Genomic DNA, 13,146 nt, shown 5'->3' on the forward strand with positions numbered 1-13,146 from the left:
CAAACTTGCCGACCGTTGCGAAATCCAGCTTGCCTACGCGATTGGAGTGCCGTTCCCGGTATCGGTAATGGTGGACACGTTTGGAACCGCGAAGACGGATGAAACAAGCATCGGGAAAGCCGTGGAAAAAGTTTTCGATTTAAGCCCCGCCGGAATTATCAAGTCGCTTGATCTGCGCCGCCCTATTTATCTAAAAACCGCTTCTTACGGTCATTTTGGACGCGCGGAATTCCCGTGGGAAAAAACGGACAAGGTTGAGGAGCTGAAAAAGGCGATTGGTTAGCGGTAATTTGCGCATAACACGGGAGGGGGAATGAACATTGACACCGGCAAGGCGCGGCGCTTTTGCGTAAATTTGTATCAGGCTTACGGGTTTTCTAAAGATGAAAGCGAAATTATAAGCGACGTGATTCTTCGCGCCGATCTTTACGGAATTGAGTCTCACGGCATTCACAGGCTTATGCGCTACCATGATGAAATAACGTCTGGACAGGTGGATGTAAAAGCTAAAATAGATATTGTTCACGAAACGGGAATTTCCGCCTGCCTTGAAGCGAATAAGGCGATGGGGCAGCTTGTGGGAGTGCAGGGCATGAATATGGCGGTTGAAAAAGCGCGCAAAAACGGGTGCGGCATGGTGACTGTCCGCAATTCCAATCATTACGGCATCGCCAGTTACTACACCGACATGGCTGCGGCGCGGGATTTAATCGGGGTCTGCATGACAAATACTGAGGCGATTTGCGTTCCCACCTTTGGCCGCGAAGCCATGACCGGAACAAACGCAATCGCCCTTGCGATGCCAGCGGAGCCGTTTAATTTTTCTTATGACGCTGCAACGACAGTAGTCCCCCGGGGAACGCTTGAAGTTTACAGAAAAAACGGACAGCCGCTTCCCGAACACTGGGCGCTTGACGCTAACGGCAAACCCTGCACTGACGCGGCTGTCGTGGTTGACAATATAATCGCTAAGGCCGGAGGCGGCATTACCCCGCTTGGGGGCATGGGAACGCTGAACGGCGGACATAAGGGATACGGTCTTACCATTATTGTAGACCTTTTCTCCGCCGTGCTCTCAAGCGGGCTTACGTCAAATCATGTAAATAGAAAACCCGATCACACGGGGATTTGCCATTATTTTATGGCCATTGATTACGGGATTTTCGGCGATAAAATTTCCATAAAAGCCAATATGTCGAAATTTTTACAGGAAATACGCGACAGTAAGAAGGCTGAGGGACAGAGCAGAATTTATACGCATGGGGAAAGGGCGGCGCAGTTGATGGCGCAACGCAAGAACGGAAGCATTCCGGTTAACGAAAAAACTTTAGAAGAAATGAAAAAAATCGCAATTTCACTTAAGCTTCCAGAACAAGACCTTCTTTAGCGACAATTATTTTTGGGGACGTACTATTCGCGTAACTCTTTTCAATCTGCTCCAATTCGCCGTCTTTACGCGAAGGCTCATGGTGGAAAAAAACAAGAGTTTTTATGTCAGTGCCGGCGATGAATTCTATTACCTGCTCATAGGTGCAATGCCCCCAGCCTTTATGGCTTGCGTATTCTTCCTGTTTGTATTGCGCGTCATGGATTAAAATATCCGCCCCGCTGATAAACTTTTTTACTTTTTCATTTTCTTCCGCAGTAAGAAAAAGTTCGTGATCAAAAATAGTCACTACCGATTTGCCTTTATAATTTATCCTGTAACCGAAACATGGAAGCGAATGATTTAGAAATTTACTGCTTACGGTAAGTCCCGAACCAAGATCGATGGTAGTTTCTTTTATCTGCTGATATTTAATTTTCGCGGCAAGCCTGTCAGGCTGCACCGGCCAGTACTGGGAAGAAAGCTGGTTTTCTATGGCTGACTTAAGATCGACGCTTTCTAAAGTCGCCGGCCCTATTATATTTAACTCAGTACCGCCGGAATAGATAGGGCTGAACATGGGAAACCCCATTACATGATCCCAATGGGTATGAGAAAGTAAAATATCGGCTTTTATCTTACCTTTGCTTTTTAACTCGTTTTCTATGAGCCATGCGCCCAGAGTATGCACTCCAGAGCCAAGATCGACGATAACAAGGCGTTCGTCGGCGCGTACTTCAATACAAGATGTGTTTCCGCCATAAATTACCGTATTTGGCCCGGGAACCGGAATTGAACCTCGAACGCCCCAAAAACGAACTGTAAGCATATTTAAATTATATTATATTCTCATAAATATATCAATATATCTATTTTCATTACTTTAAGCCTGTAAGCGGACGGGCGGTAACCTCGGCTGAAAAGTCCCCTATATTGCGGTTTCCCCCCGCCAGATCATAGGCGGTAACCCTGAAGTAATAAAGCGTTCCGTTCTTTAGCCCGTCAATATTAATATTAGTCGTTATTCCAACATCTATCGGCGAAGGCCCCAACTTGGAGTCATTGCCAAAAAGCTCTCCTCGGACGGCGCTGTAATAGACAAGGTACCCTGCAGTCCCCGTGGTGGGGCTTTGTTTCCAGCGAAGCTGAACGGCGCCGTCTTTGGCAATGGCGGTCAAATTGCGGGGCGGCAGGGGGGCTTCTCCCTGCATAAAAACAATTATCACCTGCTCAAGATAGGGGCTGCACTCGCCGTCCGCAGAGGGGTAAAAATCCACCGCTATTTGCACATAACGCCCGCGCACTCCCGATATGTCAGAGCCGGGCGTAAAAATGACCCAGGGGATATTCTCCATAGAATAGGGGTTTTCTCCCGCGCGGACAAAGAAGTTCATTTCCGCGTCATCGGAAAATTTAAACCTTCCGTTTTCGCGGAATTCATTTTGCAGGGCGGTTCCTTTAATGCTCGTCCTGCCGCCGCAGGCGTTAATTTTGACAACGCCGCTTGAAACGGTTCCCATGTCAACGGGTTTCGTCTCGATTCTTCCGCCGCAAGACGCGTATCTTTGAATTGTAGAACGCCCCGCGCATACGCTGTGAATTTTAAATTCATCGATAAATCCCGAAAAACGCCCGCCAAGCAAAAACCTGCCGTTATCGCCGATTACGGGTATATGAACTTCGCTGTTTTCGCGGCCTGTAGAGGTGGCATAGACAATTGATTCGCCTTTTCCGTCAACAATATACTCCAACATACCAGTCGCCGCGTCAAACCTGACAAGATGGTGGCTCCATGTTTTTGGAACAACAGGCGTTAAACTTGTAAAGTCAATATTGATCTGTCTTGAGCCGTTTATCGGGGTAAAAAAGTTTACAAACGACCACTTCAATTTGTTTTTAGAAACTGAACAATCGATTCTCTGCGCGCGGCTGCCAGGCATTGTTGAAGCCCAAGAAAGTATTTGCTCTCCGTTTTCCATATTCAACGGGTACAGCCAAAACTCGACAGTAAAATCCTTAATACGGTTTCCCGGCGCAAAAAGCGCGTTACGGCTATCCGGTTGAATAACGATTGGAGTGGATTCCGGATCATATCCGTAACGTCCAAACAACGCCGCGCCCGCTCCCGCTCTGGCAAGAACGCGGTCAACTGACTCAACTTCGGGCGGGACAGAAAGTTTATAATTGCCTGAGCTGTCCCTAAAAAGTTCCGGCGTTCTTTCATCGAATGAAACGGACAGATCAAGGGCGCTTCCCGTTAAAGCGGAAAAATTTCCCCAAACGCCGGATGCGGCCTGATACCCTTCTGCCGACGTTACCGCTACGGATGAAGAGAGAAGCAACACGGGATGCGGCCTGATTGAAGAGGCTTCGGTAATTCCCGTCCTGTTTTCAGCCGCCTTCCATGTCGCTCCCGCGCCAAGAGAAATTGTTCTTTCTCCGACGGCATAGACGCTTCCGCAAACAAACAGAAAGATGTATACTATCAATGTGAAAATGAGTAGTTTTTTCATAGTTTTCCTCTATCTTATCGGCATAAATTGATATGAATAATCAGGTAAATTCAGAAAATAATTTGGAAAAACTCAAAGCAGCCGCCCTTGACGCGCCTACTGAGCCGGGCGTTTATATAATGAAGGATATTGACGGGGAAATTATCTATGTGGGCAAGGCAAAATCGCTTAAAAACAGGTTAAAGTCTTATTTTTCAGGGGGGAAGGACATAAAAACTGCTACTTTGCTCCGCAGAATAAATTCATTTGAGACCATTATCGTCCAGAGCGAATATGAAGCCCTTCTGCTGGAAAATACCCTGATCAAACAGCATACGCCAAAATACAACATCAATCTGAAAGACGGCAAAACCTATCCCGTTATTCGCGTAACGCATGAGGATTTTCCGCGCATTTTCCGCACGCGCAGAATAATACAGGACAAAAGCCTTTATTTCGGGCCGTTTGCTGACATTCAAAGCGTAAATGCAATGATGGAACTAATCGACAAACTTTTTCCGCTTCGCAAGTGTAAGACAATCAGAAAAAACGGGCCGTGTATGTACTACCACATAGGGCGCTGCATGGCGCCATGCTGCGGAAAAATAAGCGTTAAAGATTACGCGCTTCACGTGGAACGCGTGCAAAAACTGCTGTTAGGTGAAACTGAGGCGCTGATTATAGACCTTACTTTAAAAATGCACGAGGCCGCCAGGGTTACGCAATTCGAGCAAGCCGCGCAGATAAGGAATACGATCAGGGCGATTGAAAACCTTGCAGGGGAAGACAGTTCAGTAGAAGATTTAAACCCCGAAGACAGGGACTACATCGCGTGGGCTGCAAACGGGGTACTTGCCACTTTTACCGTCTTTTCCATGCGCGGCGGCAAAATGACAGGGCGCGATCTTTACCGTACGCGCTCCGCCGCGGACGAATGGGAGTCGTTGGAGATTTTTATTACTTCTTATTATGATAGTTCGCATAATCCTCCGGGAAAAATTTATATAAAGGATTATCTCTCGCAGAATTCACAGTTAATACAAAATTGGTTTAACGAGAAGTTTGGGTATGAGCCGTTGTTGCTCTCTCCTGCGGAAAAACATCATGCGGCTATTATGGCGATGGCTAAACAGAACGCTGAGGAAGATTTGCGGAAAAGATTGAAGGAAAGAGGCGCGGGGCCTGCTATTGACGAATTGATGCGCGTGTTAAATTTGAAAACGAGGCCTGAGAGGATCGAAGGGTTTGACATCGCGCAGTTAGACGGAAAGCATCCTGTCGCTTCGTTAATTTCTTTTAAGAACGGGGTTCCAGACCGTAAAAATTACCGTTACTTTAAACTGCGCACTGTGATTGGAATAGTAGATGATTTTGCCTCCATGCGCGAAGTTGTCAGGCGGCGTTATTCGCGCCTTATCCGTGAAGGAAAAGAGCTTCCAGATTTAATACTTGTTGACGGCGGCATCGGGCAGGTGAACGCCGCCAAAGGAGTGTTAGATGAATTAGGCGCGGACTGCGGCCTTGTCGGTCTTGCCAAGCGCGAGGAAGAACTCTGGCTTCCCTCAGCGAAAGAGCCGCTTGTTTTATCAAGGCAATCGGAAGCGTTAAAAGTTTTACAGCATATACGTGACGAATGCCACCGCTTCGCCACAGGCTTTAATCAACGGCTCAGATCAAAAGACCTTTTCTTCCCGATACTGGAATCCGTTGAAGGAGTCGGCCCCAAACGCGCGGCTGCAATAATGAAAGCCTATGAATCAATCGCGAATATCGCTGGCGCGGATATTAAAGAAATAGCGGAACGTTGCAGTATCAGCGAAAATACGGCCAGAGCGGTACGCGCCGTTGCCAAGTTGGCGGCGGAGGGAATGGGGAGCGGGGGGTAGGGAGTGGGGAGTAGGTGAAATACATTCTAAGCTTGCGAACTTCGCTCCGTACCTACTCATTACTCTGCTGATACCGCTATACATAAAAAGCGCTAATCAGGTAATATGTGGTATGCCTGTTTATAAAAAAATAAAGTGCGTTGTTTTGTTTCTGTTATTAACCGCCGCTCAGGTTTTCGCGCAAAACAGCCAAACAACCGACACATCCATCGCATCCCCGTGGAGAAGATTCTCCTCTAGCGTCGTTTCCATCAAGCTTGACAAGTTTCTTCTATATGTGGGAAATCAATCACAGATGGCGGAAATGGCTGAGAATGAATTCGATATGCCGGGATTTGAACCGTACTACGGAGGGGACACGCCAGACCCAGCAGGCCGCAGTGAAAATTATTACGTGTTTAAAACCACATTTTCCGTCAGCACGGATTGCATGGACAGGGATATTTCGCTGTATATCGATCCTACATTTATGCCGTGCACTGTACGCGTCAATAACATTTTAATTTATAAATCGGGCTTATACTCAGACGGGACATACAGTACCGGTACGGCTCTGGCATATCATATACCGCTTTCCAAAGGCATGATTAATTATTCAGAGGATGACTCTCCCATCGAAAATGTTCTTGTAATCGAAACGTTTCCCCAATATGAAAAAAACAGGCTGCCTGAATTCTCAATAGCCGAATATACCTTTAATGAAAGGAAAGTTTTTATAAAGAACCTTTTAACCTCCCACCTGGTGCTTGCCGCGCAGGTTCTTTCGTTTTTGATCGCCGCTTATCTTTTTTTCCTATTTTTTTCCAGAGGCCGCAAGGATACCAAATACCTGTTTTTTGCGCTTATGTGCCTTTCATTTTTCTTCGCATACTCCAATGTCGGTTTTGCCTATAGCTCGCCACATGACACGCTTGTCCAGAAGGTAACCCGAATATTTCAAATGCTCTGTTTCCCATTTTTTTTCTCGTTCATACTGGAATCGGTGGGAATGTTTGGGAATAAAAGGAAATATGTTATTGCAGGCGTTCTAGCTTACAGCCTGTCTTTCACTTTGTTAATAGCCATTCAGAAAACAAAGCAGTCGATAAACGCGATGTATGACATGATGACTAATTTCAATACGGTGCCGATTCTGGCGGGAAGTATTCTTATAATGGCCTTCATTGTTTTTTTCAGGAAAAACATCAAAGTGGTGCCGTTGTTCATAATAGAACTTTTAGTCGCCATAGCGAGTTTGCGCGACCTTTTAATTCTGAAAAACGGAATAGAGCCGCTGTTCTGGGCGACCCCTTATGCTTTCATACTTTTGGTAGTTGTAACTTATGCGATGCTGATAACTGATGAAAATTTTTTGCAAAACGCGTTTTCCCGTTATCTTGCGCCCGAGATTATTTCCGAAATTATCAAGGACCCAAATAAACTGAACTTAGGCGGTGAAAAACGGGAGATGACCGCGCTATTTACCGATATACAAAATTTCTCCTCGATTTCCGAACAGCTTGATCCCGCTCATCTGGTACGGCTTTTAAACAAGTACCTTACAGAAATGAGCAACATCATAATTGAACACCTGGGAACCATAGATAAATACGTGGGAGACGCGATTATATCGTTCTTTGGCGCTCCTTTATTCAACGCCGATCATGCCTCTCTTGCCTGCCGCAGCGCCCTCGCGATTAAGACTGCGGAGAAGGAGTTAAACAAAATGATAATCAGCGAAAAGTTAAGCCCTGTGCCGATTTTTACCCGCATCGGAATAAATACCGGTGAAATGGTAGTGGGAAACATGGGCGCGGAAAAAAAGATGGATTATACCATCATGGGGAACGCGGTAAACCTCGCATCGCGTATTGAAGGGGTAAACAAGCAGTACCATACAGGCGGCATATTGATAAGCGAATACACAAGGGCAAAAATCGGCGATGAGTTTCTGCTGCGCCGTATTGACCGCGTAAGAGTGGTGGGGATAAACACGCCTCTTCGCCTGTATGAATTGCTTCCGACGGATACCGATAGGGGCGCGGTGGAAATTTGGGAGAAGGCGCTTGATTTGTTTGAACGCAGGGATTTTAGAACGGCTTTTGGCTTGTTTGTTTCGCTCTTTAAGCGTTATCCAAATGACAATGTTGCCAAGGTTTACGCGCTCCGTTGCAAGACATTTGTTAAAACTCCGCCGCCTGATGATTGGGATGCTGTGAAAAATCTGACGGAGAAATGATATTTCCCGTATTTGTCATATTTTTTTTGACAAATCCCAAAAACTACTGATAAAATACAAGAAATACGATGAAATATAAATTTTTATGCGTTTTGACGGCGCTTTTTCTTTTTATTTCAACCTCCGCTTTTGCTCAAAACGCGCTTTTCAAACCTTTTACTTTTTTTCGCGTTATTCAAACTGAGCATTTTGATATTATCTTTCCAAAAGAATCGGAATCATCCGCGCGTCTTTTGGCTTCTTATGCCGACCGCGCCTATGAGCAGGTAAGCTCTTTGCTTGGCATTAAGGTTCGCAGGCGTATTCCTGTAACTATTACTCCTCATACGGATTCATTCAACGGTTATTATAATATTTTGTTTAATCATATTATGTTATTTGATACGCCGTTGGATGTTGAATGGACAACTTTTAAAAACAACCTTGAAAAACTTTTTCTTCATGAATTGACTCATGCGGTTTCTATGAATACAAGATCGCCATATTACGAGTTTATGTACGGTATTTTTGGGTTTGATATTCCGGCTTATATATATGCGCCGTTATTTATGGTGGAAGGAGTTGCGGTCAGTTTTGAAAGCCTTGACGGCACGGGCAGGGCAAACGATCCGCGCACTAAACAATACCTGCGGCAAGCCGTATATGAAAATAAATTTCTTACACCTTTTCAGGCTTCAGGCGTTTATGATCTTGAAATCCGTCCCAACGGATACTGGTATGAATACGGCGGGCTTTTTTCCACATGGCTTCAACAAAAATACGGAATGGAAAAATATTCGCAGCTTTGGAAGGAAATGGGAAAAGATGCCAACTTTTCTTTCTTTGTATACCGTTCAGGTTATTACCGTATTTTCAAAAAAGTGTACGGAGTTGATTTTTTGGATGAATGGAAAAAATTCGGCGCTTCGTTTGCTTTGGATGGGATTGAAATTAATGAGGACGAACTTTCTTCAAAAAAATACAGTTATTTTTCCGAAAGAGAATATTTTATAAGCGGTTTAGTTGCAAGAGGAAATAACCTTTACTTTATTGAAAGCTCGGAAGCGAAAGTTGGCGCATACAATGCCCTTACCGGAAAGACGCAAACTTTTAACGCGTCTTCCGGCGCCTATGATATTGACGTTTGCGCGGACGGAAAAAAAATGCTGTTGTCAGGCTATAATTATATTGGGGATAGGGCTTTTGCGGTTGTTACAGAACATAAAACAGATAACGGAGAAAAAACCGGCAGAAGTTTTAACGGGCTTTACAAGGCGCGTTATTTCAGGGACGGGGCTATAGGGATTCGTTCCGCATTGCACAACAATTGCGTCGTGTACGAAAAATTTAACGGCGAAAGCGAAGTTCTTTTTATGGGAAACGAAGAACTTATGTTCTCCGGCCCCCAGTCTCTTGATAATGAGCGGATTGTCTTTATCGCTTCACGTAACGGCAAAAGGGAATTATGGCTTTTCAATTATGTTTCGCGGGAACTTTTCAAAATAGAAAATACCCAGTCTGACAATGAATATTGGGCGTATATGCGGGATTTAAACGTTTCGGACGGGAAAATCTTTTTTGGCTATAATTGCGACGACCGAATGTATAAACTTGGGATGATCGATCTTGAAACAATGAGCGCGGTCTTTAGCGGCAGGGACTTTTCAGGCGGAGTTTTTAACCCGGTTTCCGCTGATGGAACCGTCTATTACCTTGCGGAATTTGTTTCACGTAACAGTCTTATGCGTTTTCCTGAGTCTGCCGATTCTCTTTCAGGAAACAAGATTAATTTGCAATTAACAAAACTTGACAATCAAAATTACAAACCGGTTTCCGAACCGCTATATTCGGGCAAGTCGAAACCCTACTTAGGATTACGTTATATGAATCCATTTAACTTATGGTTCCCCTTTCCTTTGCTCCGAGTGAATAATGATCTTTCTTTAAGACTGGATGGCGGCGGGATTTTTTCGGTAATGGCGGATCCGCTTGATTCAAACATGATTTTTTTATTGGCTTATGCCGATGTTTTTTATAAAATGGCGATGATAGAGCAATTTTACTGGATAAATACCGGCATGGGTTTTCCCCTAACGGTAAATATTTATGATGGTGTAATGGATGAATTAGAAGGCGATATATACCGTTATACCAACATCAATCTTTCAGGAAGCTTAAATTGGATAGGGGATCAGTGGAACAATCAAGTAACTTTAGGCGGCGGCTATTACCGTAACGCAGATTTTGAATATGAGAAAAGCGCTTATGAGTGGGAAGAAACAGAAAGCGGTTTTTTTGTGCAAACAGGTTTTACTTTTTCGTACCGCAGATTAAGTTTACAATTTAGCGGCGCAACCCCCGTGAAAAGTTTCCAGCCGCGCCTTGACATGATTTTTCGCGCAAGTACGAAAACAAGGTTTCCCCTTTCCTTTACCCTATTTGGCGCCTATGACAAAGGCGGAATGAATTTGTATGGCATATCAAACATTTTTGGCGCGATGGCGATTAGCGAATTTGTCCTGAATGAATACTCTACCCCACCCGGTCTTGAACTTTTCTGGCTTGGCGGCGGCGAGATAGGCGTCGGTTTATTTTCTTTTGACATTCAAAAAAATCTTTCACATCTTTACTACAACAAATTTTTCGGCAGTCTTTTGTTAAGAAACCAAATTTATGACTGCGGCGGCAATCAGAACGCGGAAGGAATTGAAATAAACAACCTGCGTCTTATTCAATCTTTAGGATTAAAAATCGGCATGAAAATTTCTTTTTTCCCTATTATTAAAATTCCAGTATCAATTGAACCGTTTGTTTTTGGAGCGTGGAATTTTTCCAACGCTATTACCGGAAAAGGGTTTCTCTGGTATTTTAATATCGGCGTAACCGCGTCATTTTAAGGAGGATTTATTAAAATTGTGCCGCCGTTAGCGTCGGTTCGCGGTAAAAATTCTTCGTACCCCGTAATAGTCAAAATCTAAATAATCAATTATAATACATCTATGAATAATAAGATTTTATCCGTTTTTAGGCGCCTGTTTTTGGTAACTCTTGCGGGCGTATTAATGTCAATTAATATTAAAACATTTGTTCATGCCGGAGAGCTTATTCCCGGCGGGTTTACCGGGCTTTCCCTTCTGCTTCAAAAAATATGCCTGCGTTTTGGAAACTTCAATCTCCCCTTTAGCCTGCCATACTATATTTTAAACTCCGTACCCGCGATTATTAGTTTTAAATTCATCGGGAAAAAATTTACCCTCTATTCTTTGATTACCATTGTTATTACCGGCATACTTGCCGACTCTATGCCTTCAATGTTCATTGAAGCAATTAAAGTGCATGATACCCTGCTTTCTGCGGTATTTGGCGGGGCTTTAAACGGGTTGGGCATCGCCCTGTGTCTTTATGCCGACGCCACATCAGGAGGCAGCGATTTTATCGCTATTTTTATTTCCGAAAGGTACCGCAAGGACGCGTGGAATTACATCTTTATAGCGAATTGCGTTATTCTGGCGGTGGCAGGCGCCCTTTTCGGGCTGGACAAGGCTTTGTACTCAATAATTTTTCAGTTCACGACCACAGTCGCGCTGGAAACCCTTTATCGGAATTATCAGCAAAGGACTCTTCTTATTATAACCAACAAACCGGATGTAATTTTCTCCGTGATTAATGAAAAAACCCATCACGGGGCCACTTGTTTTGAAGGCTTTGGCAGTTACGAAAAGAAAAGCCGCACTCTGCTTTATTCCGTAGTAACCGCCAGCCAGGTAAAAACCCTAATTCCCGCAATAAGGCAAATTGATGAAAAAGCCTTTATCAACGTGCTAAAAACAGATCAACTTAACGGGAGATTTTATCAAAAACCTTTTGATTAATTCGCAAAAAACTCTATTTCCCTATTGCATTAATTTTACATTTTTGCTAGAATTGTAATATCTATTTAAACAGAGGATAAATGTTGAAAATGGCAAGTAGGCTTAACAGGCACTATAACTCAAGCGGTCAAACGACCGCATTTAGCGCGGCTTTATGGCGCGTACTTTCCTCTATTTCTATCATATCTATAGTAGTAATTCTCGTAGTAATTATTAGCCGGTAATGGCACGGAGTTCCTTTTCAGGAAAATCTGCAGCCTTTACCGGGTTTCTCAAGTTCTGGAGTGGGTAAAACCCATTACGGGATTTATATATAGGAGGTTTTTATGGCACGTATGTATTACGAAAAAGACTGCGATTTAGGGGCGCTTAAAAGCAAAACTATTGCGGTAATTGGTTACGGTTCTCAGGGACACGCCCATGCCCTGAACATGAAGGAGTCCGGGCTAAAGGTGATTGTCGGTCTTTATGAGGGGTCAAAATCATGGAAGAAGGCGGAAGAGGCGGGCTTTCAAGTGATGACGGCGAAAGACGCGGCGCAGACTGCGGATTTTATCATGATCCTGATTAACGATGAAAAGCAGGCCGCCCTTTACAGGGAATCAATTGCGCCCGCTCTTAAAAAGGGAAAAACTCTTTCCTTCGCTCACGGATTTAATATCCACTTTGGGCAGATTGTTCCGCCGCCTGATGTCAACGTTGTGATGATAGCTCCCAAGGGGCCAGGGCACACCGTGCGTGAGCAGTACAAGAACGGCGCGGGCGTTCCCTGCCTTATAGCGATTCACCAAGACGCGGACGGAAACGCGAAAAAATTGGCATTGGCTTACTCTGCGGGAATTGGCGGCGCGAGAGCGGGAGTACTGGAAACAACTTTTAAGGAAGAAACCGAGACTGACCTTTTTGGAGAGCAGGCTGTCCTGTGCGGCGGCGTTTCCGCGCTGATGAAGGCAGGCTATGAAGTGCTTGTGGAAGCGGGCTATCAGCCTGAGAGCGCCTATTTTGAAGTTATGCATGAGATGAAGCTTATCATTGATCTTGTAAACAGGGGCGGGCTTTCTTTTATGCGTTATTCAATTTCTGATACGGCGGAATACGGCGACTATGTTATCGGGCCGAAGATCATTACGGAAGATACAAAGAATACGATGAGGCAAGTGTTAAAGAATATTCAGAATGGAAGTTTTGCGCGGGACTGGATACTTGAAAATCAGGTGAACCGCCCGTTCTTTAACCGCATGAGGGCGATTGAGGCGGAACATCCAATCGAGAAAACAGGAAACGAGCTTCGCGCCATGATGCCCTGGTTAAAAAAGAACGAGGAAAAATAATT

9 protein-coding genes are annotated in these 13,146 nt (G+C 44.5%); 7 read left to right on the forward strand and 2 right to left on the reverse strand.

The annotated features are described in order from the left end of the window. The coding region (locus ACYVRH_RS04390) for a methionine adenosyltransferase domain-containing protein (protein ID WP_461255711.1) at window positions 1–283 on the forward strand (283 nt) is incomplete at its 5' end. Between the two features lie 30 nt (window positions 284–313). Further along, window positions 314–1,387, forward strand: a complete 1,074-nt coding sequence (locus ACYVRH_RS04395) for an Ldh family oxidoreductase (RefSeq protein ID WP_461255712.1) — start codon at window positions 314–316, stop codon at window positions 1,385–1,387. Here ACYVRH_RS04395 and ACYVRH_RS04400 read toward each other — a convergent pair. Then, window positions 1,359–2,195 carry an MBL fold metallo-hydrolase gene (locus tag ACYVRH_RS04400; RefSeq protein ID WP_461255713.1) on the reverse strand — a complete coding sequence of 279 codons (837 nt, stop codon included), beginning with the start codon at window positions 2,193–2,195 and terminating at the stop codon, window positions 1,359–1,361. The genes ACYVRH_RS04395 and ACYVRH_RS04400 overlap by 29 nt on opposite strands. Window positions 2,196–2,244: 49 nt before the next feature. Continuing rightward, window positions 2,245–3,879, reverse strand: a complete 1,635-nt coding sequence (locus tag ACYVRH_RS04405) for a LamG-like jellyroll fold domain-containing protein (RefSeq protein ID WP_461255714.1) — start codon at window positions 3,877–3,879, stop codon at window positions 2,245–2,247. 32 nt (window positions 3,880–3,911) lie between these two features. On the opposite strand from ACYVRH_RS04405, the gene uvrC reads away from it, so the two are divergent. From uvrC to ilvC, 5 genes are all read left to right on the forward strand, one after another. Further along, on the forward strand, window positions 3,912–5,744 hold the full coding sequence (gene uvrC / locus ACYVRH_RS04410; protein ID WP_461255715.1) for an excinuclease ABC subunit UvrC: 1,833 nt from the start codon (window positions 3,912–3,914) through the stop codon (window positions 5,742–5,744). Between the two features lie 112 nt (window positions 5,745–5,856). Beyond that, a complete protein-coding gene (locus ACYVRH_RS04415; protein WP_461255716.1) occupies window positions 5,857–7,962 on the forward strand; it encodes an adenylate/guanylate cyclase domain-containing protein in 2,106 nt (701 codons plus the stop codon). Between the two features lie 68 nt (window positions 7,963–8,030). Continuing rightward, on the forward strand, window positions 8,031–10,838 hold the full coding sequence (locus tag ACYVRH_RS04420) for a hypothetical protein (RefSeq protein WP_461255717.1): 2,808 nt from the start codon (window positions 8,031–8,033) through the stop codon (window positions 10,836–10,838). A gap of 102 nt (window positions 10,839–10,940) precedes the next feature. Continuing rightward, window positions 10,941–11,813: a YitT family protein gene (locus ACYVRH_RS04425; RefSeq protein WP_461255718.1), complete on the forward strand. Its 873-nt coding sequence runs from the start codon at window positions 10,941–10,943 to the stop codon at window positions 11,811–11,813. Between the two features lie 326 nt (window positions 11,814–12,139). Next, complete coding sequence (gene ilvC / locus ACYVRH_RS04430; RefSeq protein ID WP_461255719.1) at window positions 12,140–13,144, forward strand: ketol-acid reductoisomerase; 1,005 nt, start codon at window positions 12,140–12,142, stop codon at window positions 13,142–13,144. The last annotated feature ends 2 nt before the right edge of the window (window positions 13,145–13,146 follow it).

Source organism: Treponema sp. R80B11-R83G3 (assembly GCF_054786115.1).

Bases quoted from the DNA above. Each gene is read 5' to 3' on its own strand.
- ACYVRH_RS04425 (WP_461255718.1), top strand. From the start codon at position 10,941: ATGAATAATAAGATTTTATCCGTTTTTAGGCGCCTGTTTTTGGTAACT.
- ACYVRH_RS04415 (WP_461255716.1), top strand. From the start codon at position 5,857: ATGCCTGTTTATAAAAAAATAAAGTGCGTTGTTTTGTTTCTGTTATTA.
- ACYVRH_RS04405 (WP_461255714.1), bottom strand. From the start codon at position 3,879: ATGAAAAAACTACTCATTTTCACATTGATAGTATACATCTTTCTGTTT.
- ACYVRH_RS04420 (WP_461255717.1), top strand. From the start codon at position 8,031: ATGAAATATAAATTTTTATGCGTTTTGACGGCGCTTTTTCTTTTTATT.
- uvrC (WP_461255715.1), top strand. From the start codon at position 3,912: ATGAATAATCAGGTAAATTCAGAAAATAATTTGGAAAAACTCAAAGCA.
- ilvC (WP_461255719.1), top strand. From the start codon at position 12,140: ATGGCACGTATGTATTACGAAAAAGACTGCGATTTAGGGGCGCTTAAA.
- ACYVRH_RS04400 (WP_461255713.1), bottom strand. From the start codon at position 2,195: ATGCTTACAGTTCGTTTTTGGGGCGTTCGAGGTTCAATTCCGGTTCCC.
- ACYVRH_RS04395 (WP_461255712.1), top strand. From the start codon at position 314: ATGAACATTGACACCGGCAAGGCGCGGCGCTTTTGCGTAAATTTGTAT.